26 protein-coding genes are annotated in these 26177 nt (G+C 71.2%); 17 read left to right on the forward strand and 9 right to left on the reverse strand.

Translation table 11 applies throughout. The annotated features are described in order from the left end of the window. Positions 1–26: 26 nt before the first annotated feature. Both ISG29_RS09245 and ISG29_RS09250 read right to left on the reverse strand, forming a co-directional pair. On the reverse strand, positions 27–569 hold the full coding sequence (locus ISG29_RS09245; RefSeq protein WP_194503124.1) for an Rv3235 family protein: 543 nt from the start codon (positions 567–569) through the stop codon (positions 27–29). Continuing rightward, positions 566–1237: a LysM peptidoglycan-binding domain-containing protein gene (locus tag ISG29_RS09250; RefSeq protein WP_194503125.1), complete on the reverse strand. Its 672-nt coding sequence runs from the start codon at positions 1235–1237 to the stop codon at positions 566–568. Before ISG29_RS09250 ends, ISG29_RS09245 begins: the two co-directional genes overlap by 4 nt. 119 nt (positions 1238–1356) lie before the next feature. Here ISG29_RS09250 and ISG29_RS09255 point away from each other — a divergent pair, with 119 nt between their 5' ends. After that, positions 1357–1896, forward strand: a complete 540-nt coding sequence (locus ISG29_RS09255; RefSeq protein ID WP_194503126.1) for a hypothetical protein — start codon at positions 1357–1359, stop codon at positions 1894–1896. Positions 1897–2364: 468 nt separating this feature from the next. Here ISG29_RS09255 and ISG29_RS09260 read toward each other — a convergent pair whose 3' ends face one another. The 4 genes from ISG29_RS09260 to ISG29_RS09275 all read right to left on the reverse strand — a co-directional run bounded on the left by ISG29_RS09260 (position 2365) and on the right by ISG29_RS09275 (position 5786). Then, positions 2365–2703, reverse strand: a complete 339-nt coding sequence (locus tag ISG29_RS09260) for a sec-independent translocase (RefSeq protein WP_194503127.1) — start codon at positions 2701–2703, stop codon at positions 2365–2367. A gap of 80 nt (positions 2704–2783) precedes the next feature. Next, a complete protein-coding gene (locus tag ISG29_RS09265; protein WP_194503128.1) occupies positions 2784–3944 on the reverse strand; it encodes an Mrp/NBP35 family ATP-binding protein in 1161 nt (386 codons plus the stop codon). 11 nt (positions 3945–3955) lie between these two features. Continuing rightward, the gene (locus ISG29_RS09270; RefSeq protein WP_194503129.1) at positions 3956–4522 is read right to left on the reverse strand and encodes a DUF1003 domain-containing protein; all 567 of its coding nucleotides are present in this window, start codon (positions 4520–4522) and stop codon (positions 3956–3958) included. Then, positions 4515–5786, reverse strand: a complete 1272-nt coding sequence (locus ISG29_RS09275; protein ID WP_194503130.1) for a magnesium transporter MgtE N-terminal domain-containing protein — start codon at positions 5784–5786, stop codon at positions 4515–4517. Before ISG29_RS09275 ends, ISG29_RS09270 begins: the two co-directional genes overlap by 8 nt. 22 nt (positions 5787–5808) lie before the next feature. Between ISG29_RS09275 and ISG29_RS09280 the strand changes: the two genes are divergently transcribed. From ISG29_RS09280 to ISG29_RS09305, 6 genes are all read left to right on the forward strand, one after another. Then, positions 5809–6936, forward strand: a complete 1128-nt coding sequence (locus ISG29_RS09280) for a serine/threonine-protein kinase (RefSeq protein WP_194503131.1) — start codon at positions 5809–5811, stop codon at positions 6934–6936. 148 nt (positions 6937–7084) lie between these two features. After that, a complete protein-coding gene (locus ISG29_RS09285; RefSeq protein ID WP_194503132.1) occupies positions 7085–8227 on the forward strand; it encodes a glycosyltransferase family protein in 1143 nt (380 codons plus the stop codon). A 211-nt stretch (positions 8228–8438) separates the two neighbouring features. Continuing rightward, positions 8439–9758, forward strand: a complete 1320-nt coding sequence (locus ISG29_RS09290) for a phospholipase D-like domain-containing protein (protein ID WP_194503133.1) — start codon at positions 8439–8441, stop codon at positions 9756–9758. Between the two features lie 9 nt (positions 9759–9767). Further along, positions 9768–11324 (forward strand): class I SAM-dependent methyltransferase, encoded by a 1557-nt coding sequence (locus ISG29_RS09295; RefSeq protein WP_194503134.1) that lies wholly within the window; start codon positions 9768–9770, stop codon positions 11322–11324. Beyond that, on the forward strand, positions 11315–11557 hold the full coding sequence (locus ISG29_RS09300) for a DUF6752 domain-containing protein (protein ID WP_328828567.1): 243 nt from the start codon (positions 11315–11317) through the stop codon (positions 11555–11557). The genes ISG29_RS09295 and ISG29_RS09300 overlap by 10 nt, the downstream gene beginning before the upstream one ends. Positions 11558–11567: 10 nt before the next feature. After that, positions 11568–12686 carry a hypothetical protein gene (locus ISG29_RS09305; RefSeq protein ID WP_194503135.1) on the forward strand — a complete coding sequence of 373 codons (1119 nt, stop codon included), beginning with the start codon at positions 11568–11570 and terminating at the stop codon, positions 12684–12686. Here the strand turns inward: ISG29_RS09305 and ISG29_RS09310 are convergent. Beyond that, complete coding sequence (locus ISG29_RS09310) at positions 12652–13806, reverse strand: endonuclease/exonuclease/phosphatase family protein (RefSeq protein WP_194503136.1); 1155 nt, start codon at positions 13804–13806, stop codon at positions 12652–12654. The two genes, ISG29_RS09305 and ISG29_RS09310, sit on opposite strands and share 35 nt — an antisense overlap. Before the next feature lie 65 nt (positions 13807–13871). Between ISG29_RS09310 and ISG29_RS09315 the strand changes: the two genes are divergently transcribed. The 3 genes from ISG29_RS09315 (at position 13872) to ISG29_RS09325 (ending at position 18855) form a co-directional block, all read left to right on the forward strand. After that, positions 13872–15998 (forward strand): acyltransferase family protein, encoded by a 2127-nt coding sequence (locus tag ISG29_RS09315; protein ID WP_194503137.1) that lies wholly within the window; start codon positions 13872–13874, stop codon positions 15996–15998. 165 nt (positions 15999–16163) lie between these two features. Further along, positions 16164–17711 carry an exonuclease/endonuclease/phosphatase family protein gene (locus tag ISG29_RS09320; protein ID WP_194503138.1) on the forward strand — a complete coding sequence of 516 codons (1548 nt, stop codon included), beginning with the start codon at positions 16164–16166 and terminating at the stop codon, positions 17709–17711. Positions 17712–17742: 31 nt separating this feature from the next. Next, positions 17743–18855, forward strand: coding sequence for a hypothetical protein (locus tag ISG29_RS09325; RefSeq protein ID WP_194503139.1), 1113 nt, complete (start codon positions 17743–17745; stop codon positions 18853–18855). 21 nt (positions 18856–18876) lie between these two features. Here ISG29_RS09325 and ISG29_RS09330 read toward each other — a convergent pair whose 3' ends face one another. Beyond that, a complete protein-coding gene (locus tag ISG29_RS09330; protein ID WP_194503140.1) occupies positions 18877–19926 on the reverse strand; it encodes an endonuclease/exonuclease/phosphatase family protein in 1050 nt (349 codons plus the stop codon). A 133-nt stretch (positions 19927–20059) separates the two neighbouring features. Here ISG29_RS09330 and ISG29_RS09335 point away from each other — a divergent pair, with 133 nt between their 5' ends. Together ISG29_RS09335 and ISG29_RS09340 are read left to right on the forward strand one after the other, a co-directional pair. Next, positions 20060–21256 (forward strand): acyl-CoA dehydrogenase family protein, encoded by a 1197-nt coding sequence (locus tag ISG29_RS09335; RefSeq protein ID WP_194503141.1) that lies wholly within the window; start codon positions 20060–20062, stop codon positions 21254–21256. A 65-nt stretch (positions 21257–21321) separates the two neighbouring features. Further along, positions 21322–21864 carry a DUF2332 family protein gene (locus ISG29_RS09340; protein WP_328828572.1) on the forward strand — a complete coding sequence of 181 codons (543 nt, stop codon included), beginning with the start codon at positions 21322–21324 and terminating at the stop codon, positions 21862–21864. Between the two features lie 48 nt (positions 21865–21912). On the opposite strand, the gene ISG29_RS09345 is transcribed toward ISG29_RS09340, so the two are convergent. Next, positions 21913–22398 (reverse strand): DUF6174 domain-containing protein, encoded by a 486-nt coding sequence (locus tag ISG29_RS09345; RefSeq protein ID WP_194503142.1) that lies wholly within the window; start codon positions 22396–22398, stop codon positions 21913–21915. A gap of 93 nt (positions 22399–22491) precedes the next feature. Here ISG29_RS09345 and ISG29_RS09350 point away from each other — a divergent pair, with 93 nt between their 5' ends. The 5 genes from ISG29_RS09350 to ISG29_RS09370 all read left to right on the forward strand — a co-directional run bounded on the left by ISG29_RS09350 (position 22492) and on the right by ISG29_RS09370 (position 26105). Continuing rightward, positions 22492–23022, forward strand: a complete 531-nt coding sequence (locus ISG29_RS09350; protein ID WP_194503143.1) for a MaoC family dehydratase — start codon at positions 22492–22494, stop codon at positions 23020–23022. Between the two features lie 100 nt (positions 23023–23122). Continuing rightward, a complete protein-coding gene (locus tag ISG29_RS09355) occupies positions 23123–23917 on the forward strand; it encodes a potassium channel family protein (protein WP_194503144.1) in 795 nt (264 codons plus the stop codon). Next, the gene (locus tag ISG29_RS09360) at positions 23914–24492 is read left to right on the forward strand and encodes a histidine phosphatase family protein (RefSeq protein ID WP_194503145.1); all 579 of its coding nucleotides are present in this window, start codon (positions 23914–23916) and stop codon (positions 24490–24492) included. The genes ISG29_RS09355 and ISG29_RS09360 overlap by 4 nt, the downstream gene beginning before the upstream one ends. Before the next feature lie 4 nt (positions 24493–24496). Then, a complete protein-coding gene (locus ISG29_RS09365; RefSeq protein ID WP_328828575.1) occupies positions 24497–25144 on the forward strand; it encodes a DUF6758 family protein in 648 nt (215 codons plus the stop codon). 70 nt (positions 25145–25214) lie between these two features. Continuing rightward, the gene (locus ISG29_RS09370) at positions 25215–26105 is read left to right on the forward strand and encodes a PHP domain-containing protein (protein ID WP_194503146.1); all 891 of its coding nucleotides are present in this window, start codon (positions 25215–25217) and stop codon (positions 26103–26105) included. The last annotated feature ends 72 nt before the right edge of the window (positions 26106–26177 follow it).

The raw sequence follows: 26177 nt of genomic DNA on the forward strand, positions 1-26177 counted from the left end.
ACCGCTCTGTTGGGTAGTGCCGGGACTCACGAGAAGTCGAAGGCGGTGCACACCCAGGCGTGGTCGCCCCGGGCGTCGTCGCGGTGCTCGAAGCGCGCCGCGACGGCACGAGAGCGGCGTCCGTAGCGCACCCGCACGGCCGCCTCGATGACGCCGGGGCGCGGCCAGGTGCAGTGCACGCTGGCGACCTGGGGTCGGATGGCCGGATGCTGGCCTGGCCCGCCCTGGTGCGCACCCGCCAACGCCACCAGTCGGGCACGGCGGCGCAGGTCGGCGTACACGTCGGAGCTGACACAGCGCAGGAGCTGGCTGCTCGAGCGGTTGCCGCTGACGATCTCGACCGCCACCTGGGCGACCCGCCACACCCACTGATCCGCCTCGCGACGGGCCTGGCGGTCGATCGGGATGACCTGGCTGCCCGACTCATCGGCGAGTGCGGACTCCAGGGTCGGCTGGCCGGCGCCGCGCTGGGTCGCGGAGCGGCGCCCTGGTCGTCGTGGCAACGACGCGGGCACGTCGTCGATGAGCCCCTCGAGCAGTTCGGCGAGGTCAACTGGCAGGGCGGTCATGGTGTCTCCCGAGAGGTGTGGTCGAGCAGGCTGGGCACCCGGAGTCGTTGTCCGGGCGAGATCAGGTCGGGGTCGGCGCCGACGATGACGGCGTTCGCCGCGTAGAGGCGCGGCCAGGCCGCAGCGATGTCGGCGTCCGAGGCGTCTGGGCCCAGGCGTGCGGCGGTGATACGCCACAGCGAGTCGCCGGGCCGGACGACGGCCACCGACGGCCGCTCGCCGAGGGCCGGTCGGGTCGCCACGCTGGGGCGGGCCAGCCGTCCGTCGTCGCGCTGTGACTCCTGGTGCCGCGCGGCCGCGTGCTGGTGCTCCTGGTCGTGGTGGACGCCGCCCGGTGTGGCTGTTGCGGGCATCGCCACGCCGACGGTCGCGCCCACGAGCGCGAGTCCGCAGGTGCCGACGAGGAGCCGGTGGATGCCCCTCGGCACGCCCCGCGGTCGGTGCACCCCACCGGTCCGCAGCACGCTCACCGAGACGGCGATGGCGCACGACCAGACCCAGACGGCGCAGGCCACGAGTGCCCACGAGCACATCCACACGAGCACCGTGTCGAAGCGATCGGTGTGAGGTGCGTGGGGCGGGGGCGCGCACGTCACCACCGCGGCGAGGGCAGCGGTGCTGCCGCCCAGCAGGGCGAGGCCGCGTGACGAGGTGCCAGCGCTTTTCATGGCGATTCCCGAGTGATCGTTGCGTTTGCGTCTGTTTGAGCATGAAAGCACGCAAATGGATGCAAACGCAAAGGTCTGTCCACAGCGCCGACGTCGCCCGGTGCGGCAGACTGGCCGCCATGGTCTGGGCAGAGCACCTCTTCGATGTGCTCGACGAGCTCGAGCAGGAGGCCGAGGCGCTGTACGGCGCCGAGCGACTCGTCGAGATCGAGGACCGAGCGCGGTCCGAGTACGCCGACGTGCCGCTGGCGGGGCGCTTGATGGCCGCCGCAGGAGGCGCCGTCCGGCTGGAGGTGCGGGCGCTCGGGGCCGTGGTCGGAGAGCTCGAGCGCGTCGCGCGCGACTGGGTCGTGGTGCGGGGTTCGCGTCAGGACTGGCTGGTGCCTCTGGCCGCCGTCATGACGGCCGAGGTGCCCACCGATCGCGCCGTCCCGGAGGTGGCGTGGTCACCGCTGACGCGGCTCGGCCTCGGCTCTGCTCTGCGCCGGCTCTCGGAGGAGGGGGAGCGATGCCTGGTGCACCTCCTCGACGGCACCCGTCACGAGGGTGTGCCGCGGCGGGTCGGCCGTGACTTCGTGGAGTTCGCCGAGGCAGACGCCGCCCGCGTGGTCCTCATCGCCCTGACCTCGGTCGTCGCGGTCCAGAGCCCCGACGACTGAGCCACTCCGGTGGTTGAGCCGGGCGAGGCGCTAGCCGAGACCGTGCTTTCCGGTGGTTGAGCCGGGTGAGGCGCTAGCCGAGACCGTGCCTTCCGGTGGTTGAGCCGGGCGAGGCGCTAGCCGAGTCTCGTGTCGAAACCTGGTGAGGTGGTAAGCAGCGTTGCCTTGGCAGTTGCCGGGTTTCGACGCGCTCGTCGCTAGCGCTCCTCACGGCTCAACCACCAGCGGACGCGCTCGTCGATTTCGACACGCCTTCGCCTTCGGCATCCGGCGGCTCAATCCACCGGCTGGCGCTCCTCACGGCTCAACCACCGCAGGGCCATCACGGTGGTTGAGCCGGGCGAGGCGCTAGCCGAGACCGTGCCTTCCGGTGGTTGAGCCGGGTGAGGCGCTAGCCGAGACCGTGCCTTCCGGTGGTTGAGCCGGGCGAGGCGCTAGCCGAGTCCCGTGTCGAAACCCGGTGAGGTGTCAGGTGGCCTCGAGGTCGTAGGGTGGCAGTTCGCCCTCGGCGAGCGGCACGGTCTCGGGCTGGCGGCGGGGACGGATCTCCTCGTCGTCGTCCTCGTTCATCGCCTCGATGATGTGCTTGCGCACGATCGCGCGGGGGTCGAGATCCCGCAGCTCGAGGTCGGCGTAGTCGGGGCCGAGTTCGGTGCGCAGCTCGTCGCGCGCCTGGTTGGCCATCCGCTTGGCCATCTTGGCCCACTGGCCCGCCTGACGGGCGAGCTCGGGCAGCTTGTCGGGCCCGAACACCATGATGGCGACCACCGCGATGACCGCGAACTCAGGCAGACCGATTCCGAACACGGGGCAAGCCTAGAGGGGTACCCGCACGCCTCGGGCCAAGTCCGGCGACTTCACGGCTGATTCACACCTCGGCGGGCAGGTCAGCGACCCGCGGGGGAGATGCCGAGCTGCATGCCGGCCAGACCGCGCGAGCGGCCGGAGAGGCGGGCCGCGATGTCGGTGAGCACCCTCGCCGCCGGGGCCGTGGGGTCGGACTCGACGATCGGCTTGCCCGCGTCTCCTCCCTCACGCAGCGAGATGTCGAGCGGCACCTCGCCCAGCACCTGCACGTCGTAGCCGAATCGCGACGACAGCGTGCCTGCGACGCGCGCGCCGCCGCCGGCGCCGAACACCTCGAGTCGGTGCTCCTTGCCCTCCGGCGTGCAGTGGGGGCAGGGCAGGTAGCTCATGTTCTCGATGACGCCGACGACCCGCTGGTGCATCATCGAGGCCATCGTGCCGGCGCGCTCGGCCACCTCGGCGGCGGCCTCCTGGGGCGTCGTCACGACGACGACCTCGGCGCCGGGCAGGTACTGCCCCAGCGAGATGGCGATGTCGCCGGTGCCCGGGGGCAGGTCGAGCAGCAGTGCGTCGAGGTCGCCCCAGTGCACGTCGGCGAGCATCTGGCGCAGGGCGCGGTCGAGCATCGGACCGCGCCAGGCCACGACCTGGTCGCGGCGGGGCTTGAGCATGCCGATCGAGATGACCGAGACGCCGGACGGCGTCGGCACCGGCATGATGAGATCCTCGACCTGGGTCGGCCGGGCGTCGGCGACACCGAGCATGGCCGGCACCGAGTGGCCGTAGATGTCGGCATCGACGAGGCCGACCTTGAGGCCCTGCTCCGCCATCGCCATCGCGAGGTTCACGGTGACCGACGACTTGCCCACGCCGCCCTTGCCGGAGGCGATCGCGAAGACCTTGGTCAGCGAGCCGGGCTCGGCGAACGGGATGTCGCGTTGGGCCTGGCCGCCGGCCAGGTTGCCGCGCAGCTCCTGGCGCTGCCCGTCGGTCATGACGCCGAGCTCGAGCCGCACGTCGGTGACACCGTCGACCGCCGAGACCGCAGCCCGCACGTCGCGGTCGATGGTGTCCTTCAGCGGGCAACCGGCCACGGTCAGGAGCACCTTCACGTCGACGACGCCGGCCGGGTCGACCTCGACGGAGTCGACCATCCCCAGCTCGGTGATCGGTTGCTTGATCTCCGGGTCGTTGACGGTCGCCAGCGCGGCGTTGACCTGGTCCAGGACGGCACTGCTCATGGGGACCGAGTCTAGGTGGCGGTCCCGTCTTCCTCCGAGTCGGAGGGGGCCTCGGCGGCCGACGCCCGCGAGTCCTCGATCTCGGCCAGCAGGGAGCGCAGCTCGGAGCGTACGAAGTCGCGGGTCGCGACCTCGCCCACCGCCATCCGGAGAGACGCCACCTCGCGGGCCAGGAACTCCATGTCGGCGTGTGCCCGGGCGTTGGCCTGACGGTCCTGCTCGGCGACGACCTTGTCGCGCTGCTCCTGCCGGTTCTGGGCGAGCAGGATGAGGGGCGCGGCGTAGGAGGCCTGCAGGCTCAGGATGAGGGTGAGGAAGATGTAGGGGTAGGAGTCGAAGCGCCAGCTCTGCGGTGCCAGGAGGTTCCACACGATCCACACACCGACGACGAGCGTCATCCAGAGCAGGAAGCTCGCGGTGCCCATGAACCGGGCGAACTGCTCCGCGAACACCCCGAAGTCGTCGGCGTCGAAGCGGGGGCGCTTCACGAGCGGACGGCGCTTGACCTCGGTCGGGGTGTCGAGCCGCGCACGGCGCTCGGAGCCCGAGGGGCGCGGGGTGCGCTGCCGCTCAGCCACGGGGCACCGCCCGGCGCTGACGTCGTCCGCGCTCGCCGTCACGCCAGCCCTCGGGCAGCATGTGGTCGAGCAGGTCGTCGACCGTGACCGCCCCCAGAAGATGCCCGGCCTCGTCGAGCACCGGTGCGAGCACCAGGTTGTAGGTGGCGAGGTGAGCGGCGACGTCGTCGATGCTCATCTCGGGTCGCAGCGCCTCGAGCCGATCGTCGAGCGCGCCGGCGACCAGGGACGACGGCGGCTCCCGCAAGAGCCTTTGGATATGGGCGGCGCCGAGGAATCTGCCGGTGGGGGTCTCGAGCGGCTGGCGGCAGATGAAGACCTGCGAGGCCAGCGACGGCGTCAGGTCGGGATCGCGCACGTGGGCCAGGGCGTCGGCCACGGTCGCGTCGGGTCCGAGGATCACCGGCTCCGGGGTCATCATGGCGCCGGCGGTGTCCTCGACGTAGGACATCAGCCGCTTGACGTCCTCGGCCTCCTCGGGCTCCATGAGGTCGAGCAGCACCGTGGCGGTCTCGGGGGGCAGCTCGGCGATCAGGTCGGCGGCGTCGTCGGCCGACATCTCCTCGAGGACGTCGGCCGCACGCTCGCTCTCCAGCGCGGAGAGGATCTCGACCTGGTCGTCGTCGGAGAGCTCCTCCAGCACGTCGGCGAGGCGCTCGTCGTCCAGCGCGGCGACGACGGCACTGCGCCGCTCGGGGGGCAGCTCGTGGATCATCGTGGCGGCGTCGGCCGGCTTCATCTCGTGGATCGCGTGCAGCAGGTTCGTCGCGCCCTGGGACTCGTCGCGATGCGTGAGGCCCTCGACGTCACGCCATTCCACGACGTGCGTCTGGCCGCGCCGGCGCAACCCCTTGCCGGGCTCGCGCACGGCGATGCGGGAGATGACCCAGTCGCGGTTGCGCGCCTGCTCCATGGCCACGTCGTAGACGGTGCCGGCCACCTCGCTGCTCGGGATGCGCACGGAGCGGTCGAGCATCTGTCCGATCACGAGCGTCTCGGTCGAGCGTTGCTCGAAGCGGCGCATGTTGAGCAGACCGGTGGTGTAGACCTGCCCGGCATCGATGTTGGTCACCCGCGTCATCGGCACGAACACTCGGCGGCGTCCGAACACCTCGCCGACCAGACCGAGAACCCGCGGCTGGTGCACCTCCGAGCGCACGGCCACGACGACGTCGCGGACCTTGCCGACCTGCTCGCCGGTGGGGTCGAAGATCGGCAGCCCGACGAGTCGTGCCACGAAGACGCGGGAGGGGCTGGAGCTCACGGGGTCACGCTAGCGTGAGCGGGTGCAGAAGCCCGGACGTGTCGTGCTGCACGTGGGCCTCACCAAGACCGGCACCACGTGGCTCCAGGGCCTCTTGGCCGGGCAGCGCGAGCGACTGGTCGAGCACGGGGTGCGGTACCCGTACGTGCGCCCGGGCGCCCAGTTTGAGGGTGCGGTCGAGGTACGCGGCAGCGAGACGCGCTTCGGCCTGGACCCCGACCGGGTGCGGGGCACCTGGGCAGCGGTGTGCGGCCGCGCCCGTGAGGCGGCCGCGATGGGTGAGACGGTCCTGCTCAGCCACGAGGTGCTGGCGGGGGCGACGCCCGGTCAGGTGAGGTGGGCGCTGGAGCCGTTGGCCGGGCTCGACGTACGGGTGCTGGTGACCGCACGAGACCTGGGCCGGCAGGCGGTCGCGCACTGGCAGGAGCGCGTGAAGCTCGGTGACCCCCGCAGTTTCGCGGCTTTCGCCGACGAGGAATTGCGCGCCGACACCGGGCCCGACCCGCGGGGCCTGGGCCCGGACGACGGTGGGGTGCGACCGCGGTTCTGGCACGGCCAGGATCTCGCCGACACCCTCGCCCGGTGGACCGGTCCGCTGGGCGCGGGCACGGGTGGTCTCGTCGTGTGCCCGGCGCCCGGTGCGCCGCGCGCCGAGCTGTGGCGAAGGTTCGCCACGGCGGCCGGGGTGCCGACCTCGGCGCTCGACCCCACCGCCGAGGTACCGGGCAACGCCTCCCTGGGCGCGGGGGAGGTCGCGCTGCTGCGAGAGGTCAACGCGCGGCTCGCCGACCGGCTCGATGCACGCACCTACCACGCGGTGGTCAAGCGGGGGTTCGCCGAGAACGACCTCGCGGCCCGGCGTGGTGCAGCGGGCTGGTCGGCGGTGATGACCCCGGCCGACCTCGGACCACTGCTCGGCGGGGCCACCCTCGGCTGGATCGAGGCGGTGCGTGCCGCCGGGCACCCGGTGCATGGTGAGGTCACCGACCTCGATCCCGTACTCGCCGAGCCGGGGGCGCCCGGGCCCGATGCCACCGTCCCGCCCGACCTCGATGTCGACGCGATCGTCGCCGATTTGCTGCGCCGCGCCGAGACGCACCGCGCACCCCCGCGCCGTCCGACCCTGCTCGACCGTCTCCGCAGACGCTGACCTGCCACCAGTTTTCACCTGACCTGCCACCAGTTTTCACCTGACCTGCCACATTTCGCGCGGGCAGAAAAACTCATGGCAGGTCGATCGAAAACTGGCGACGGGTCACGTGAAAACTAGCGACGGGTCAGCGCCTAGGGTGGGCATCATGTTGGTGGCGGTCAGCACGGTGATGGACACGGTCGCTCACGTGCGCCGCTACGTCGAGGGCAACCTGGCCGGTGGCGTCGACCACGTGGTGGTGTTCCTCGACAAGCCCTCGGGCGAGGGTCAGGGCGAGGTGGCCGAGTACCTCGAGGCGCATCCGCGGGTCACGTGTGTGCGCGCGGGCGGGCAGTGGTGGGGTGGTCAGCGCCCGGACCAGCTCAACGTGCGCCAGTGCACCAACGCCGGTGTGGCCAAGCACGCCCTGGCCGCCACGGGTCACCCCGAGGCCTGGGTGTTGCACTGCGACGGCGACGAGATCGCTCGTGTCGACGTGGGTGTCCTCGACGCCGTACCCGCCGAGCAGGTCGCGGTGCGGCTGGCCACCCGCGAGGCGGTGAGCCGTGGCGACTGGCCGGGGGAGCCGACGCTGTTCAAACGGGAGCTGGACGACGACGAGCTGGCGCTGCTCGAGGGGCTGGGTCTGCTCGGCACGGCCACGAACCAGGCCTACTTCCGTGGTCACGTGATGGGCAAGCAGGCCGGCCGGGCGGGCTCGCCCACGTGGCTGACGCTGCACAAGGTGGTCGACGAGGACCGTCAGCCCGTGGCGCCCTTCGAGCACCCGTCGCTCGAACTCTTCCACTACGAGTCGTACTCGGCCGACGACTTCGCCCGCAAGTGGATCGCGATGGTGGCCTCCGGACCCCGCGCCAGCTACCGCTCCGACCGTCGCAGCGTCGCCGACACCCTGCGCGCGCTCATCTCGCGCGACCTGCCTGCCGATGCGCTCGAGCGAGCGCTGCGGCGCTATTACGCCCGCTTCGTCGAGGAGGACGCCGCGGCCCTGCGCGACGTGGGTGTGCTCGTGGAGTGCGACCCCCTCCTCCCGCGAGATGCCGGAGGCGGTGGCCCGCTCGACGAGCAGACGACGAGCGCGCTCGGCGCTGCCATCGAGGAGTGGCGGGGCCAGGACAAGAAACAGCACTTCAACGGGGTCTCCGCGGCCAAACCCGCGGCCAAACCCGCGGCCAAACCCGGGGCCAGGCCGGGCAAGGGCGCCTCGGGGTCGGGCGACGGCGAGTCCGCCGGAGGCCGTCGAGAACGTGCGGGTCTGAGCGGAGCACTGCGCTCGCTTAGAGGCTGAACCCGGGTCGGAACCCGGGTCGGAACCCGGGCCGAGCCCCGGGCGCGACCTCGCCCGTCGGGGTGTCGTCGCTCGCGGAAGCGGGATCGATCGCCAGTGATGTGTACCATCGCGGACAGCCTGCCGGCCCATCTGGCGGGCTCGTGATCATCCGTCCCAGACACCTCGTGGAGTAGCTGTGCCCCTGGTCCGAAGGACGTCGTCCTGGCTCGTGAGCGCGGTGGTCCTGGCCGCCACTGTCAGTCTTGCCCCGGCTGACGCGGCGCCGATCGCCGTGACGGCCCACTCGCCCGTCAGCGCGACCGGCGCGGTCTCGACCGCCGATGCCAAGCCGACCTACCGCGTCAAGGAAGGCATCACCTTCAACGCGGCCACCGGCAACAACGCCACGAAGCGGGCGATCCTCGATCACCTGCTCCAGATGATCTACCGGTCGCGGCCCAACAGCCTGATCAAGATCATGACGTGGAACTTCCTCGACCGCCAGGCCACCGACGCGCTGCTCAAGGCCGTCGACCGCGGCGTGCAGGTGCACATCCTGATGGACCAGGCCAACGACAGTGCTGCCGAGCCGAACGGCCCCTGGCGGCGGCTGCGGGCCGGCTTCCAGAAGCGCAACAAGGGCAAGAAGTGGGCCGACAAGTCGATCGCCCGCACCTGCCAGAACTCCTGCCGTGGCCAAAGCGGTGCGGCGCACGCGAAGTTCTACCTCTTCCCCCGTGTGGGCGCCTCGAAGAAGGTGCTGGTGCAGGGCGGCGCCAACTTCACCAAGGCGGCGGCCTACAACCAGTGGAACGAGGTCTACACCTACGTCGGGCGCAGCGGCATCTACGACTTCGCCGACCACATCTTCGACCAGATGTGGAAGGACCAGCCGGTCGCGAACCCGTTCCAGCGCTTCAACGGCGGCCGGTACGGTCTCTACTTCTCGCCCAACTCCGGTGACGAGTTCAAGGGCGACCCCATTCAGAGCCTGCTCAGTCGCGTCAACTGCAAGCGCACGGTGAAGTCCGGGAACCGCTACCACCGCACGATCATCCGGTCCTTCCCCGACGTCATCCGCGGCAAGCGCGGTCTGGCGCTCGCCCGGCTGTTGCGCGACCTCTGGGACCGCGGGTGCGACGTGCGAGTCGGCTACACCGTGATGGGCTACGACGTGCACGACCTGATGACCAAGCAGGGCAAGCGCGGCCCGGTTCCGATCCGGCACATGGTCCAGGACTTCGACGGTGACGGGAAGTTCGACAACTACTTCCACCTCAAGGTGCTCACGGTCAACGGCCGTGTCGGAGCCGACCCGACCGTCTACAAGGCGTTCAACGGATCCTCGAACTCCTCGGGTCTCTCCGGCGCCTCGGACGAGAACATCGGCACGTTCAAGGGCAAGGGCATCACCATGAAGTACCAGAACTTCATGGACCGCTGGTTCAACAACCCGCCGCCCAACGCCAACCCCAAGCCGACGACGGGCGCGAGCGACCCCCGCCTGGACCCCGACTTCGACCCCTACGAGTTCGTCGACATGGACTGAGGCCGGCCGATGAGGTCGGTGCGTGTGCTCGATGTCGACGAGAGGGGGATCCGGCTCCTGGTGGCCGGACCCGACCGGGTCGTCGACGTCTGCTTCGACGGGCGGCGGATCTGGTCGTTCTGGGTGCGCCGTGACACCGAACGCGGTGCGATGCCCGGGCTCCGGGCCATCGCGTGGCCGGGTGTGACGCGTCAGCACCTGCGCGGTCGCAGCGCCGTGACCGTGCGAGAGCACGTGTCCGACCTCGACCTCTGGGCCGGCGAGGTCGTCTTCACCGACGACGACCGGCGGGTCGACTTCATCGACCGCCAGGGCAACCCGATCAGCCTGGACAAGTCGGGACGCTTCAGCCCGGAGTTCTCCCAGCGCACCGAGGCCGACCTCGACCCGCTGCTCGACGCGGTCGAGGCGCTGCTCGGCGTCTTGAACGCCGAGGGCGTGGCGGCCTTCCCGGCCTACGGCACGCTGCTGGGCGCCGTGCGAGAGGGCGAGTTCCTCGGGCACGACTCCGACGCCGACCTGGGCTATGTGAGCCGCTTCAGCACCCCGGTCGACGCGATGCGCGAGTCGTTCCGCCTCCAGCGCGTCGTGGCCGCTCGGGGCTGGCGCACCTACCGCTACAGCGGCCTGGCCTTCCGGGTCTCGGTCGAGGAGGGCGACGGCAACACGCGCGGCCTCGACGTCTTCGGCGGCTTCTTCGACCACGGCCGCCTCTACCTCATGGGCGAGGTGGGTGCGCCCTTCCGACGCGAGTGGATCGAGCCGCTGGGCACCACCACCCTGGCCGGGCGCGAGCTCCCGGCCCCGGCCCGGCCGGAGAAGCTGCTCGAGGCGATGTACGGCCCGGGGTGGAAGGTGCCCGACCCCGCCTTCAAGTTCGAGACGCCGCCGCACACCGTCGAGCTGCTCAACCAGTGGTTCCGCGGCACGGCGCACGGCCGCCGCGACTGGGAGCGCCGCGCCGCGCTGCGACGTCGCAAGCCGCTACCTCAGGGCTCCTCGCCGCTGGCCCGGCACCTCAAGCGCGCCGAACCCGCGGGTGTGCACGTGCTCGACGTCGGCGCCGGCCGGGGGCGAGACGCCGTGTGGCTGGCCCGCCGCGGTCTCACCACGACCGCCTACGACTACGTGCCGCGCGGCCTCGCCAAGGCGCAGCGCGCCGCTCAGCGACGCGAGCTGCCCTTGGCGGTGCGTGAGCTCAACCTGCTCGAGTGGCGTTCCGTGCTCAGCGAGGGCGCCCGTCTCTCCCGCATCGACGAGCCGCGCGTGATCCTCGCCCGGCACCTGCTCGATGCCACCGACGAGTTCGGACGCCAGTCGCTGGGGCGGTTCGCCTCGATGGCGCTGCGAGGCGGTGGCCGGCTCTACGTGGAGACCTGGACGGGTCGCGGCGGCGGCCCGGCCACCAAGGGGCTGGTGCCGGTGAGGCTGGCAGCAGTGGAGAAGATGGTGGCCCGGCACGGCGGCACGGTGCTGTCCGCCGAGGAGAAGCGCCCCGGCAAGAAGGGTGAAGGCACGGGGGGCAAAGGCGCCTCGAGAGGAAGGTTGGTGGCCCAGTGGACCTGAGCACGAAGGCCGAGCAGTTGCGCGAGAAGCTCCCCACGACGCTGGCGGGGGGCCGGGTGGCCGAGCTGACCGCGCGGGTCGAGCAGCTCGAGGCCGACCTGGCCGAGTTGCGTCGCCACCAGCTGCGCATGGCCGAGCTCGCCGACATCGTCACCGAGCTGCTGGTGCCCATGGCCTCGCGGGACGACGCCGCCGTCGCGGCTGCCCTCGAGAAGTTCCAAGCCGGCCTGTGAGTGCGGGGCTGTGAGCCGCCGGGTCTTCGTGCACATCGGCCTGCCGAAGACCGCCACGACCTATCTCCAGACCATCCTCTGGGCGCACCGCGACGCCGCGCTGGCCCAGGGCCTGCTGCTGCCCGGGCGCGAGCGTCGTGACCACCTGTGGAGCTCGCGGGTGGTGCGCGAGGAGCCGCAGCGCCGCCGTCGACCCGACCGTGAGCACGAGGCGTGGTCCCGGGTGGTCGCCGACGTGGCGGGCCACGACGGCGACGCGCTGATCAGCCACGAGTTCTTCGCCGCGGCCACCGCCGAGCAGGCGCGCTGGATGGTGGACTTCTTCGCCCCCGACCCGGTGCACGTGGTCGTCACGGCGCGCGAGCCGCTGGGTCTCTTCACGGCCAGCTGGCAGGAGAGCCTGAAGAACCGCGGCACGACGCCGATGGCCGAGTACGGCCGCGACGAGTCGACCAATCCCCAGGACATCTGGAACTGGCGCACCCTGGATCTGCGGCTGGTGCTCGAGCGCTGGATCCAGGCGGTGCCGGCCGAGCGGGTGCACGTGCTGCCCCTGGACCGGTCGGCGCCGCGCGAGGAGATCTGGCACCGGTTCGTTGGCGTCGTCGGGCTGGACGCCGCCGCGTTCGATCCGGGTGTCTCCTTCCCCAACGAGTCGATGGGGGTCGTCGAGGCCGAACTGCTGCGCCGCGTGAACCCGCACCTGGGGGCCTTCAACTCCGCCTTCGACCGCGGCGTGTGGATCCGCACGTTCCTCGCCGACGAGCGACTGGTGCCCCGGGCGGGGGAGAAGTTCTGGCCGCTGCCCGACCAGGTCGCCGACTGCCGGCGACGGGCCGAGCAGGCCGAGGCCTACCTGGCGAGCAGTGGGGTCGACGTCGTGGGCGACGTGGCCCACCTGCGGGTGCCCGACACGCTCGAGGAGCGGCGTACCCCCGACTCGGTGACCGAGGCTGAGCTGGCCGAGGCCGGGGCCGAGATCATCGCCGTCCTGCTCGGTGATGCGCGAGAGCTCCGCGACGAAGTGCGCTCGCTCCAGCGCGCGGAGGCCGAGGGGCCGGCCGGGTCGTCGCTGACCCGCGCAGCCGGGCGGCTCAGGAGGCGGGCGGGACGCTCGCGGTCGCGCTGACGTAGTAGTGGTCGCTGATGCGACGGGCCGGCACGGACTCGTCGATCGAGTAGTTGCCGAAGGTGGTCGGCGCGGAACCGGCGACCCAGTCGACAGGCATCCGGCCCGGCGGTCGGCAGCCGCTCGCGGTGGAGCCGCCGACGGCGGCGACCATGTGTGTCGGGGTCAGCACCCGGCAGAAGAAGGCCGCGCGGTCGTTCATGTCACCGGTGATGAACACCGGCAGTCCGGTGGCCTTGAGCCGGTTGATCTGGCTGACCGCGGCGCTGTAGCCCGCCAGCCGGGTGGAGGTGTTGTGCGGGTCGTGCCCGGCGGAGGGGTGCATGTTGATGACGTAGAACTCCCGCCCCGTGGCCTTGTCGCGCAGCTTCACGATCGTCTGGGGGCGAGAACGGCTCATGAAGACGACCGGGAAGGTCGATCCCTCCACGAGCTCGTACATCGACGGGTTCCAGATGATCGAGTTGTCGGTGTCGCCGATCGAGGTGCCGGGGTAGGCCGCGTACCCCAGGGCGCCGGTGATCGCACCGAGCTGGTCGGGCTTGAGCTCCTGCATGCCGACGATGTCGGAGCCGTGGGCGCGGATGGCGCCGATCGCGCCCGGGGTGCGCACCGAGGCGGGCGGCAGGTTGGGGCGGTCTCCGCCGGGGGCGGTGTGGTTGCTGCCCAGCACGTTGAAGGTCGCGATGTCGATGGTGAAGGGCTGGGCGGCCAGCTTGGCTGCCTTGGCGGCGGCGATGCGCGCCTTGCGGGCCTTGATGCGAGCCAGCCGAGCCAACCGGGCCTGCTCGCGCAGCTCGCGCTTCGCGGCGGCGGTCAGGTGCAGCTGCTTGCCGCTCGCCACTCGCTGCGTGCGAAGGGCGGGATCCTGGGTGACTGCCTCGTCGGCGATCTCGCCGGAGGCCGAGGGGGAGGACGACGCGCTCGCACCGTGTTCGGGGGAGAGCAGGTGGGCCGCGGAGGGCACGACATCGGTCCTCGAGCCGACCACCACCCCGCCGACGACGAGAGCGACGGCGAGAGCGCCGAGTGTCACGCGGGAGAGCACGGCGCGGGCCACTAGACTTCCCCGCAGCCCGGACCGCTCCCGAGAGCTGTGCTTGCGATCCTTGAACGTCATAGCGACCAGCACTCTAGCCGACGTCCGGCTGGTCAGGAGATCCGGCGAAAGGGGCCCGAAGCGCGATGCGCGAAGCAGTGCGGGGTGACATCCAGGGCCTGCGCGCCCTCTCGGTGCTCGTGGTCATCGCGGCGCACGCACGGCTGCCGTTCGTGGCCGGAGGCTTCATCGGCGTCGACGTCTTCTTCGTGATCTCGGGGTTCCTCATCACCGGTCTGCTGCTGCGCCGCGCCGCCGCCGGGCAGGGCCTGGGTAGGGGGCTGCTCGACTTCTACGCCCGCCGGGCCCGCCGCATCCTGCCGGCGGCACTCGTGGTGCTCGTCGGCGCCGTGGTGGCGACGGCGCTGTTCCTCCCGGCGGTTCGGGCCGAGGAGATCTTCACCGATGCCTGGTGGGCGGCCTTCTTCGCCGCCAACTGGCGCTTCGCGCTGGTGCAGACCGACTACTTCGCGGCTGACCGTCCGACCTCTCCGCTCCAGCACTACTGGTCGCTGTCGGTAGAGGAGCAGTTCTACGTCGTGTGGCCGGTGGTGCTGCTCGTCGTCGTGCTGCTGGCCCGGCGTCGCGGCGTGAGCCCGGTGCGGCCGCTCGCCGTGGCCCTCGGCGCTGCCTGCGCCACCTCGCTGGCGTGGTCGGTGTGGGCCACCCATGCCTCGCCGGACACCGCCTACTTCTCCACCCTCACCCGGGCCTGGGAGCTCGGCGCCGGAGCCGGCCTGGCCGCCTGGGTCGCCGCTCGTGAGGGCCGCTCGGTCACCAGCCCGGACGACGCACCGCCTGGCTCGGTGCCGCGCGCCCCGCAGACCGCGGCGCTGCTCGGGCTGGTGCTCGTGCTCGCGGCCGTGCTCGTGCTCGACGAGCAGAGCCCGGTGCCGGGCATCGTTGCGGCGCTCCCGGTGGCCGGCGCCGTCCTGCTGCTGTGGGCGGGCTCGGTGCCGGGCGGGGGTCGCACCCTCGTGGCGAGGGCTCTCTCGACGGCGCCGATGCGGGTGCTGGGGGACTGGTCGTACTCGCTGTACCTCTGGCACTTCCCGGTGCTGGTCATCGCACGGTCGCGGTTCGGTGGGCTCGACCTGCCGCACCTGGGGGCCTGCCTGGTCGTGATCCTCGCGCTGAGCGGTCTGACGTACCGGTTCGTGGAGCAGCCGTTCCGACGGGGCCGGATGTGGCGCCGATCGCTGCCCGCCGTGGCGCTCTACCCCGCGACGGTGGCCGTGCTCGCGCTGGCGGTGGTGGTCTCGAGCCACTGGGTCGATCACCGGCTCGACCGGTTCGCCGGCAACCCCGAGATCACCACGGCCCAGTTCGCCGGCAGCAAGCTAAGCAAGGATCCCGCGCTGGCGCTGGTCCAGGCCAGCGTGCTGGCGGCGAAGAAGGGTGACCCGATCCCCGGCGACCTCGTACCGGGGCTCAAGGACATCCGCTACGACACCGCGCCGTTGGGCGAGTGCGACTACCGCACGGGCACCCGGCAGCTGTGCGCCGAAGGCGACCCCGACGCCGACCGCTCGATCGTGCTGCTGGGTGACTCCCACGCCCGCGCCTGGTCGCCCGCGATCCGACGCATCGGCGAGCGGCTGGGGTACCAGGTCTACACGCTGGCCTACACCGGCTGCCCGGCGAACCAGGCGTTCCGGCTCGACCCCGAGACGGGCCGCCGATGGCCGGACTGCGAGGCGTTCATCGCCTGGTCGCTCCAGCAGGTGCAGGCGCTGCGCCCCGACCTCGTGTTGGTGTCCAACGCACCCCTCGCGCCCGTCGTCGACCCGCGTACCGACGAGGTCGTGCTCAAGCAGCACCGCAGCGACTACGTCGACGCCCTCGACGTCGGGCTGCGTCGCGAGTTGGCCGAGATCACGCCCTATGCGGCGCGGACCGTCGTCTTGGCCAACACCCCGAAGCTGCCGCGCTCCCCGGGCGTGTGCCTGACCCAGGCGAGCGACCTCGGTGACTGCCTGCTCGACGCGGAGACCAAGCCACGCCAGACGCAGCGGGGCTTCATGCAGCTGGCCCGCGAGCACGGGGCCGAGGCGCTGGACGCCGAGAAGTGGTTCTGTGCGCAACGCGCCTGCCCCGCCGTCATCGGCAAGTACGTCACGATGCGCGACAGCGAGCACATGACGACGGAGTACTCCGAGCACATCGCCGACTCCGTCGGTCGGGCGCTCGGTCTCACCAGCGCGTCTCCGTGACCCCTCTTCGGATGCCCCCAGGGGCAAGGTCGAATTACATGTTTGTAGTTGTCGAGAACCGATTGCCGTGTGACTGATGGTGCGGTTGAGTCCTCTGTGACTCGTGGGACTGGTGCGTACGCCACGACGTCTCAGATGCGTTCGCGCCCCGCCGAGAGGACCATCATGCTGCCCCCCGCTCCCGCCCCCGCGCCGGCCGGCTCCCCCCGCCGCAACAGCCGCCGGATCAGCCGCCGGACGCCCCGCCGTGCCGGCGCCCTCGCCCTGCTCGCGACCTTCACGACGGCGGCCGCCACGGCGTTGGCCCTCTCTCCGGTCGCGACGATCGCCGAGGCGGCGGCCGTGCCCACCGGGTGCCCCGCCGTCGCGGGGTCCGCCGCCTCGACGTCGTCCAGCGCCCCCAGCGCGACGACGTCCTCGACCTCCGAGGCGACCCCCACCGGCGACTCCTCGCCGACGCCGATGATCGACCCGTCGCACGTGCAGATGGTGCAGGCCAACATCAAGTCGGGCATGGCTCTCGGCGACGTGAAGGCCGACCTGCGCAAGGTCTACCGCTCGTGCCCCGACTTCGTGTCGTTCAACGAGGTGCCCTACCGCCAAGACAGCCTGCTGGCTCCCCAGGGCTACTCCCTCTGGCGCACGCCCGGCCAGTACCGGGGCGAGACCCCCGTCGCTTGGCGCACCGACCGCTGGACCGCCATCGCCCGCGGCACCACGATGGTGAGCAACAAGCAGGGCTACGGCGCCGGACAGCACGTGATGTGGGGCGTGCGGTACGCGAACTGGGTCACGCTGCGCTCGACCGTCGCCGACCAGACGGTGTCGGTCATCTCGATGCACGTGGCGCCGTCGTCGCCGCGCACCGACGGCTTGGTGAAGCCGTCGGTGACGCGCCTGGGCATGCTGGCGCGCGACCTGAGCGCCGATGGTCCGGTGCTGATGGGCGGCGACCTCAACCGGCACTACCCGAGCAAGACCTACCCGCGCGAGACGCTCACCAAGTACGGCCTCTCGGCGATCTACGACCTCGCCGGCCGATACGTGCCGACCGGTGACCACTACGGCGCGACCGTCGACTACGTCTTCGTGAAGCCGGCCGACGCCTTCCACGTCGACAAGATGAGCACCCGTGAGCTCAACTCCGACCACGACGCCTTGGTGGCCGACCTGACCATCCCCACGCAGACGACACGCACGAACACCTCGTTCTCGACCAGCGTCATGCTCAGCGACAACACCTCGCCGAACAACCAGGCCCGGACCTCGGTGCTGCGCCGGTTCCGGCTCGCCGTGCGCAAGGCGCATGAGGACAGCCAGATCCGACTGGTCACCACCGACTTCCGCATGCGACGGCTCGCCAAGGATCTGATGCGCGCGGATCGCCGTGGCGTGCAGATCCGGCTGCTCAGCGGCTCGCAGACGCCCACGGCGCTCGAGCAGCGGTTGGCCGACGCATTCGCCGCCAGCGGTCACGGGTCGTGGGTGCACCTGGGCGACGTGACGTCGCAGGCCGGGACGCCGCTGACCACGATGACCACGGGCGCGACGGCGTCCAGCCGACGCGTCACCATGCACGTCGACCGGGCGATGGGGCCGGAGATCGTCAACGACCGCACGCTGCTGCGCACCAGCATCCGCAAGGTCGACGTGCGGGCGGCCAAGGAGGCCTTCGGGCAGTACCGCTCCCAGGAGCGCGCGGTCGTCGGCTGAGCACTCGAGGAGCGCCACTACAGTGACGGCCGTGAGGCCCGTCTACCTGCACATCGGTCTGCAGAAGACCGGCACCTCCTACCTCCAGCGACTCTTCCTCGGCTCGGCCGAGCAGTTGGCCGGGCACGGCTTCGACGTCGTGCCCGACCAGCGCCGCAGCGCCTACTGGCTGATGCTCGACGTGCGCGACCGCCTCAAGCCGCACGACCCTGCCCAGGCACGCGAGGTGCTGGCGGGGCTCGCGCAGGCACTGAGCGACGCCGGTGGTCGCGCCGCGTTGGTCTCGGAGGAGTCGCTCTCGCCGGCGGAGGACGCCCAGATCGAGCGGCTGCTGGCTGCCTGCGCGGCGGGAGACCGGGAGCCGCACGTCGTGCTGAGCGTGCGCGACCTCGCGCGGCAGATCCCGTCGGTGTGGCAGCAACTGCTCCAGTCGGGCCGCACGATCACCTACCCGCACTACGTGCGCCGTCTGCGCGAGGTGCAGGGCACCGACGCGCCCATCTGGCGACAGAAGGACATCGCCGCCGTCGTCGACAAGTGGGCGCGGCACGTGCCGCCCGAACGGATCCACGTGGTCACGGTGCCGCCGCCGGGCAGCGACCAGACGCTGCTGCTGCGGCGCTACTGCTCCGTGCTCGGCGTGGAGCCCGACTGGCTGGTCGAGACCGACCCCGGCCGCGCGAACCGCGGGTTGCGGCTGGAGCAGAGCGAGGTGCTGCGCCGCGTCAACGATGCGATCCCCGAGAATCTCTTCCGCCGGGATCTCTACGGCGACATCGGCAAGCGCTGGCTCTCGGTGCAGGTGCTCGGCGGCACCGAGGGACGCCGGATCCTGCTGCCGGCCGAGCATGCCGAGTGGTGCCAGGAGACCTCGCGGGGCTACGTCGAGCACCTGCGTACGAGCGGGGTGGACGTCGTGGGCGAACTCGAGGATCTGCTGCCACGCCCGGAGTCGATCGCGGACGACGACCAGGAGGTCTCCGAGGAGCAGGTCGCGCAGGCGGCGGTCGCTGCCCTCTCGACGATCGTCAACACCCGTCTCGAGCGGGGGCAAGAGGCCTCGAGCCCAGCCGGGCCGGAAGCCGAGGAAACCCTCGCGCCCGGCGCCGTCCGCTCGCTCGTCAGCCGGCTGCGTGGGCGTTGACCGCCCACCGCCACGGACGGCTCACTGATCGGTGAGCACCGGCAGGCACACCTGCGCGGGCACGTCGGGTGCGAGGTCGAGCACCGACCGCACGGCCCGGTGGTCGGAGACCGTGCCGGGCACGACCTGGGTGAGCGTGGTGCCCAGTGAGGGGCTGGCGAAGACGTAGTCGATGCGCGCGTTCGGCCGCGCGTTGGGGTGGGTCAGGCCGTTGCCGCGGCCGGCCGCGCTCCACGTGTCGACGAGGCGCTGGCGCAGCAGCGCCATCGTCGTCGACGACGACCGCGAGTTCATGTCGCCCCCCAGCACCACCGGGTTCGGGTCGCTGGCGATGCGGGCGGCCACGACGCGCGCCTGGGCGACCCGGGCGGCGTACGACGTGGCCTCGAGGTGGGTGACGTAGAGGCTCACCTTGCGGCCGGGCACGGGCTCGATGACGACCCGCAGCAGGCCGCGCTGCTGGGTGTTGCCGGGCCGCGGGAGCAGATAGTTGTGACTCTCGAGGATGGGGTAGCGCGAGAGGATCGCGGTGCCATAGCGGCTGTTGCCGGGCCGCAGCACGTTGGTCGCGAACGCGTACTCCATGCCGAGAGCGTTCGCGAAGTACTCCGGCTGGTTCACCCGCCCGCTCCAGATGCGGTTCTGGTCGACCTCCTCGAGTAGGAAGACGTCGGACTTCATCGCCTTCATCTCGGCGGCCAGGGTGGGCAGCATCTGCCGCGTGCGCGGCGGGTTGAAGCCGGAGTGGATGTTGAAGCTGGTGACCGAGAGCTGGGTGCGGCTGCGGTTCACGCACTGCTCGCCGTCCGCCTTGACGTCGATGCCTGGGTCGGTCGTGCGGGCCTTTCCGCCCCGGGCCTTGCTGCCCTTCGCGGCCTTCTTGACCGGCGGGGCCGTGACGTCGGGGCTGGGCACCGGGCTCGACGCGGCGGCCGAGGGGCTCGTGGGGGTCGAGACCGACTGCTGGTCGGAGCCACCCGGGTGCTTGGCCACGAGGAAGGCGGCGGCGGCGATGGCCAGCACCACCAGCAGACCCACCCCCTCGAGCCACGGGCGGCGTCGGTCGTCCATACCGGGAGTCTAGTGACCAACCTGACACGGCGAGGCAGGATCGGAGTGCTGCACCCGACGCAGGAGAGCAGTACGGTCTGCGTAGGCCACACTTGTTACCGCCAGGTAACTGAACGATCCGGAAGGACACCCGATGCCGCGTCTGTGCCAGACCGAAGGGCTCACCGAGGACCAGAGCGAGATCCTCAAGGCCGTGCACCAGTTCGTCGAAAACGAGATCATCCCGGTCGCGACCGAGCTCGAGCACGCCGACGAGTACCCGCAGGAGATCGTCGACGGGCTCAAGGAGCTCGGCGTCTTCGGTCTGATGATCCCCGAGGAGTACGGCGGCCTGGGCGAGTCGCTGCTCACCTATGCGCTGTGCGTCGAGGAGATCGCACGTGGCTGGATGAGCGTCTCCGGTGTCATCAACACCCATTTCATCGTCGCCTACATGCTCATGCAGCACGGCACGGAGGAGCAGAAGCAGAAGTACCTGCCGCGCATGGCCACCGGCGAGGTGCGCGGCGCGTTCTCGATGTCCGAGCCCGGCCTCGGGTCCGACGTCTCGGCCATCTCGACCAAGGCCACCAAGAAGGACGACGGCTCCTACTCCATCACCGGCCAGAAGATGTGGCTGACCAACGGCGGCACCTCCACCCTCATCGCAGTGCTCACCAAGACCGACGAGGGCGCCGACTCGGTCTACAAGAACATGACCACCTTCCTGGTCGAGAAGGAGCCGGGCTTCGGCGAGACGGCCCCGGGCCTGACCATTCCCGGGAAGATCGACAAGATGGGCTACAAGGGCGTCGACACGACCGAGGCCGTCTTCGAGAACCACGAGATCGCGGCCGAGCAGATCCTCGGCGGCGAGCCTGGCCAGGGCTTCTACCAGATGATGGACGGCGTCGAGGTCGGCCGCGTGAACGTCGCCGCCCGCGCCTGCGGCATCGCCAACCGCGCCTTCGAGCTGGGTGCCGCCTACGCCCAGCAGCGCGAGACCTTCGGCAAGCCGATCGCCCAGCACCAGGCGATCCTCTTTCGCATCGCCGAGATGGCGACCAAGGTCGAGGCCGCCCACACGATGATGGTTCGCGCCGCCCGCCTCAAGGACAAGGGCGAGCGCATGGACGTCGAGGCCGGCATGGCCAAGATGCTCGCCAGCGAGTACTGCTCCGAGGTCGTCGAGGCCAGCTTCCGCATTCACGGCGGCTACGGCTACTCCAAGGAGTACGAGATCGAGCGGCTCTACCGCGAGGCCGCCTTCATGCTCATCGGCGAGGGCACCTCCGACATCCAGAAGATGATCATCGGCCGCAGCCTGCTCAAGGAGTACAAGCTGCGCTGAGGCTTGTCCGATCACCCCTCACTACGCCCCCGGTACCGCGTGCCGGGGGCGTAGCTTGTCTGGCTGTGAGTGACGTGACCCGCATGGTCGAGCACCTGCGGCTCCAGGCGATCGGCTGCCACGAGCTCGGGTCGCCGATGTACGCCGACCTGCTGCTCCGCGTCGCCGACGACGTGCGCGCCGGTGGACCCGCTGCGACCGTACTGGCCGGCCACGAGGACGACCCCGGCCCCTCCGCGCTCGGGCTGCGCCTCATGGGCGGCGTGCATGCGCTCGTGCTGGCCCGAGAGGCCGGCGCCCTCGCGGCCCACTGCCCGTCGGTGGGCCGGGCCCGGCCTACGCGAGGCGGAGCAGGTCGACCCCGGCCGGTCGTCGCGGCGTCGTGCTCTCCCGTTCACGGGCGCGCTCTGCGACGCCAAGCCGCGATGAGGAGGGCGCCCAAGACTCCGGTGGCGCCCGCGATGAGGCACCCCCATGCGATGGTCTCCCACCACGGCCAGCCGCATCGGTCCCGGAGATCCATGGTGATCACGACGCCCAGCATGACCGGGAGCGAGTCGCAGAAACGATCCCAGAACGATGCTTCTTGTTTCGCACGAGGAGGGTGAGGCACGAGCACAGCCTTTCAGGCTGCCGGCGCCACGGGGGGTTGCTCGTCAACTGGCCTCGAGCACCGTCACGTCGCTGACGGTGTAGGCCACCTCGTCATCGGCGACTCGGGCCGACTCGTCGATGCGCACCTCGTCGGGCCACGTCTGGCCCTGGGGCCAGTCCACGTCGACGGACGCCGCGTCGGTGCGCTCGGCCTGCGCCACGACCTCGGCCAACGTGAGCTGGCGACCGGGGGGAGCGGGTGCACCTGCCCGCGCGGTGCCGCGCCCGGTCGCGTCGCGCAGGTAGGTCGCCGCCGTCACCTCCCCGCCGCGCACGGTGACCCGCACCGGGGTGCCAGCGTCGAGGCAGTAGCAGGTCGTGGTGAGGGTGAAGGAGTAGTCGGTGGGCAGGCCGGTCGGCGAGGGAGTGGCCGTGGCCGTGGCCGTGGACGTGGTCGTGGCGGTGGGTGTCGGGGGCGCGTCGCCGCAGCCGCCGAGGAGCGGTCCGAGGACCGGGACGAGCACGAGTGCCATGACCGAGCGGCGCATGCCGGTGAGACGATCCGTGGGCGGCGGAGGTTCCGTCGTCCACCTTGGTTACCCTTCGGTAACAGACATTTCCAGGCGACGAAGGAGACATCCGTGCAGTTCGGGCGCAGCTACGAGGAGTTCGAGGTCGGTGCGACCTACAAGCACTGGCCGGGCAAGACGGTCACCGAGTTCGACGACCACATGTTCTGCCTGCTCACCATGAACCACCACCCGCTGCACCTGGACGTCAACTACGCCGAGGAGACCACCCAGTTCGGCAAGAACGTCGTGGTGGGCAACTACGTCTACTCGATCCTGCTCGGCATGAGCGTGCCCGACATCTCCGGCAAGGCCATCGCCAATCTCGAGATCGAGTCGCTGCGCCACGTCGCGCCGACCTTCCACGGCGACACCCTCTACGGCGAGACCAAGGTGCTCGACAAGTGGGAGTCGACCTCGAAGGACGACCGTGGCGTCGTGTACGTCGAGACCATCGGCTACAACCAGGACGGCAAGGTCGTGTGCATCTTCCGCCGCAAGGTGATGGTGCCGAAGGACAACTACCTCCAGGCACGCGGCGGCGAGCAGCCCGGTCGCCCCGTCCCGCAGCCGGACAAGGTCTGGCCTGGGGCCGACGCCTGACCCGCGAGGGGTCGCGAATCGTCCCTCGAGGGGTCGCGAATCGTGCCTCGAGGGGTCGATGGACGCCGGGATCCGGCGCGCGCTTGCTTGACTGGGTCGCATGACCCCGCCCACGTGGAACGCGCGCGCCGTGATCGGCGATCTGCCACGCTCGGCCTGGGAGCGGATGAGCCAGATACCGCTCATCGTCGCGGCCGTGGTGTTCCTGGCCGCCTACTCCTGGCCGATCCTCGACCCGCATCTCGCGAGGCACTGGAAGATCACGTGTGCCAGCGTCATCACGATCACCTGGTTCGTGTTCGTGGTCGACTTCGTGGTGCGCCTGGCCAGGGCTGACGACAAGCCACGGTGGTTGTGGAAGCACCTCTTCGACGCGGTGGTGCTGCTCCTGCCGATGCTCCGACCCCTCCAGTTGCTGCGGCTCCTCGTGCTGATCCGGGTGCTCAACCGCAGCGCGGCCTCGAACCTGCGCGGCCGGGTCGGACTCTACGTGGGCGCCGGGTCGCTGGTGTTGGGCTACGTCGCCGCGCTGGCCGTGCTCCAGGCCGAGCGGCACGCCCCCGGAGCCAACATCACGACCTTCGGTGACGCCTCGTGGTGGGCGCTGACGACGATGACGACGGTGGGCTACGGCGACACCTATCCCGTCACCGACCTCGGTAGGGTCGTGGGCGCCGCGCTCATGGTCGCGGGCGTGGCGCTGCTCGGTACGGTGACCGCCACGATGGCCTCCTGGCTGGTCGACCGGGTCACCGAGGCCGAGGTGGAGGACGATCGTCGCGAGGCCGCGGAACGGGCCGCACTGCGCGAGGAGATCGCGGAACTGCGCAACCACGTGAAGTTGCTGGTCGAGCGCACCGAGGGCAGAGACCCTGCCGAGGGAGGGACGTCATGAGCGGACGCCAGGTCTGGCTGGTACGCCACGGTGAGACCGAGTGGAGCCGCGACGGCAAGCACACCGGAGTCACCGACATCTCGCTGACCGAGGACGGCGAACGCGTCGCCGCGCTGCTGGCTCCGGCGCTGGCCGGGGTCGCCTTCGACCAGGTGCTCACCTCGCCGCGTCGACGCGCCCGGCGCACCGCCGAGCTGGCCGGGTTCCCCGACGCGGAGATCGCCGACGGCCTGCACGAGTGGGACTACGGCGACTACGAGGGCCTGACCACGCCGCAGATCCGCGAGTCCGTGCCCGGCTGGACCGTGTGGAGTCATCCCTGCCCGGGCGGGGAGACCGCGGCCGAGGTGAGCGCACGGCTCGACGCCCTGCTCGCGCGCGTGGCGTCGTCCGAACGGGTGCTCCTCGTCGCCCACGGTCACTCGCTGCGCGCACTGGCGGCGCGCTGGCTGGGGCTGCCCGTGGCCGACGGCCGACTGCTGCGCCTGGACACCGCGACCGTGTCGGTCCTGGGCCTGGAGCGCGACGAGCACGTGCTGCTGCGGTGGAATGCCCCCGTGGGCATGGGAAGCTGATCGCGTGACCACCGCCGCCTGCCCTCGGTGCTCGGCTCCGCTGGGGGAGCTGCCGGGAGATGCGCCCGGAGGACGCCTCTGGACCTGCCCCGACCACGGACCGGTGCCGCCGCTGTGGCGGCCCGACGACTGCGACTACGAGGCGTTCTCTGCGCACCTTCAGCTGACCGACGGCTTCCCGACCTACCTTCCGTGGCCGCTGAGCCCCGGTTGGGCGGTCACCGACGTCAGCTCCGTCGGCGCACCGGGGGAGCCGATGGCCACCATGACCTGCACGTCGGGCACCAGCGCCCTGGACGGGCCGGTCGACGTGCTCGTGGTCAGCGAGGAGCCCGGGGCGGGGCTCGGCGCCCGGTGTGCCGGTGTGCCGCACCTCGACGCGGGCGAGCGTCTCTCGGAGGGCCAGCCCCTGGTGAAGGTCCGCCTGGAGCGGCAGCAGGTGTCGTTGTGGTCGGTCTCGACGAGCGGTGCCGACGGCGAGTGGGACCGCTCGGTCGTGGCCGGTGAGGCCGGGGGTCGGTGGCTGTGGATCGTCGTGCGACCCGCCTCGGCGGTGCTGCTGCTGCGCGACGACTGGATCCTGCGCGACATCTCCACCCTCGGTGCCGCGCTGCTCGAGGTCGACTTCGGGGGGCCGCGACCGCCCTGGTGACGGACGACGTCCTACTCCTCGAGCGATCACGAGTGACTCCTCGTGGGTGCCGCGACACTAGGCTGGTTGTGTGGCACCCGGAGCGCGGATCGATCTGCACACGCACTCCCGGTGCAGCGATGGCACCCAGTCGCCCACCGAGCTGGTGCAGGCGGCGGCTGCCGCGGGCCTCGACGTCCTGGGCCTCACCGACCACGACACCGCCGAGGGCTGGGCCGAGGCCGGCACCGCGGCCCGCGAGCACGGCCTGACACTCGTGCCCGGGATGGAGATCAGCACCCGACTCGACGGTCGGGGGGTGCACCTGCTGGCCTACCTGCCCGACCCCACCTTCCCGCCTCTGGTCGAGCACCTGCGGCTCATCCTCGACGGACGCCGCTCGCGAGTGCCGGCCGTCGTCGAACGACTGCGGGCGCTGGGGATAGACGTGACCGAGGCCGACGTCGCGCGGGTGTCGGGCGACTCCGCGGCCAGCGGGCGACCGCACGTCGCCGACGCCTTGGTCGCGGTCGGGGCGGTGCGTGACCGCACCGAGGCGTTCCGCCGCTACCTCAACCCGGGCATGCCGGCCTACGTCGACCGCTACGCCGCGCCGCTGCGCGAGATTCTCGGCGTCGTCACCGCGGCCGGCGGGGTCAGCGTCATCGCGCACGCCTGGGGCCGGCGCCGCACCCGCGACCCCGACGAGGCGGCGCTCGCCGAGCTGGCCGCGCTCGGGCTGACCGGCCTCGAGGTCGACCACCAGGACCATCCGCCTGCCGCCCGGGAGGCGCTGCGCGCCATCGCCCGCGACCTCGGGCTCATCGTCACCGGCTCGAGTGACCACCACGGCCTGGGCAAGGTCGACCACGAGCTCGGCTGCAACACCACCGACCCCGCCGAGCTCGAGCGGCTGCTCGACGCCGCGGCACGCGCGGCCGCAGCATCCGGGCGCGCCGTGCCCGCCGTCGTCCGACCTTGAGGTTCGGCGCTGAGGGGTCTGCGCCGAGAACTTCGTGGCAGGTCACCTGCAAAGTCGTGGCAGGTCACGTGA

Origin of the sequence: Nocardioides acrostichi (assembly GCF_015319165.1) — a bacterium.
Classification (GTDB): Bacteria; Actinomycetota; Actinomycetes; order Propionibacteriales; family Nocardioidaceae; genus Nocardioides; species Nocardioides acrostichi.

Excerpts from the sequence above, each read along its gene's own strand:
- ISG29_RS09315 (WP_194503137.1), top strand. The coding sequence starts at position 13,872 with ATGCGCGAAGCAGTGCGGGGTGACATCCAGGGCCTGCGCGCCCTCTCG.
- ISG29_RS09360 (WP_194503145.1), top strand. The coding sequence starts at position 23,914 with ATGAGCGGACGCCAGGTCTGGCTGGTACGCCACGGTGAGACCGAGTGG.
- ISG29_RS09335 (WP_194503141.1), top strand. The coding sequence starts at position 20,060 with ATGCCGCGTCTGTGCCAGACCGAAGGGCTCACCGAGGACCAGAGCGAG.
- ISG29_RS09265 (WP_194503128.1), bottom strand. The coding sequence starts at position 3,944 with ATGAGCAGTGCCGTCCTGGACCAGGTCAACGCCGCGCTGGCGACCGTC.
- ISG29_RS09245 (WP_194503124.1), bottom strand. The coding sequence starts at position 569 with ATGACCGCCCTGCCAGTTGACCTCGCCGAACTGCTCGAGGGGCTCATC.
- ISG29_RS09320 (WP_194503138.1), top strand. The coding sequence starts at position 16,164 with ATGCTGCCCCCCGCTCCCGCCCCCGCGCCGGCCGGCTCCCCCCGCCGC.
- ISG29_RS09255 (WP_194503126.1), top strand. The coding sequence starts at position 1,357 with ATGGTCTGGGCAGAGCACCTCTTCGATGTGCTCGACGAGCTCGAGCAG.
- ISG29_RS09285 (WP_194503132.1), top strand. The coding sequence starts at position 7,085 with ATGTTGGTGGCGGTCAGCACGGTGATGGACACGGTCGCTCACGTGCGC.
- ISG29_RS09330 (WP_194503140.1), bottom strand. The coding sequence starts at position 19,926 with ATGGACGACCGACGCCGCCCGTGGCTCGAGGGGGTGGGTCTGCTGGTG.
- ISG29_RS09355 (WP_194503144.1), top strand. The coding sequence starts at position 23,123 with ATGACCCCGCCCACGTGGAACGCGCGCGCCGTGATCGGCGATCTGCCA.
- ISG29_RS09345 (WP_194503142.1), bottom strand. The coding sequence starts at position 22,398 with ATGCGCCGCTCGGTCATGGCACTCGTGCTCGTCCCGGTCCTCGGACCG.
- ISG29_RS09250 (WP_194503125.1), bottom strand. The coding sequence starts at position 1,237 with ATGAAAAGCGCTGGCACCTCGTCACGCGGCCTCGCCCTGCTGGGCGGC.
- ISG29_RS09295 (WP_194503134.1), top strand. The coding sequence starts at position 9,768 with ATGAGGTCGGTGCGTGTGCTCGATGTCGACGAGAGGGGGATCCGGCTC.
- ISG29_RS09310 (WP_194503136.1), bottom strand. The coding sequence starts at position 13,806 with ATGACGTTCAAGGATCGCAAGCACAGCTCTCGGGAGCGGTCCGGGCTG.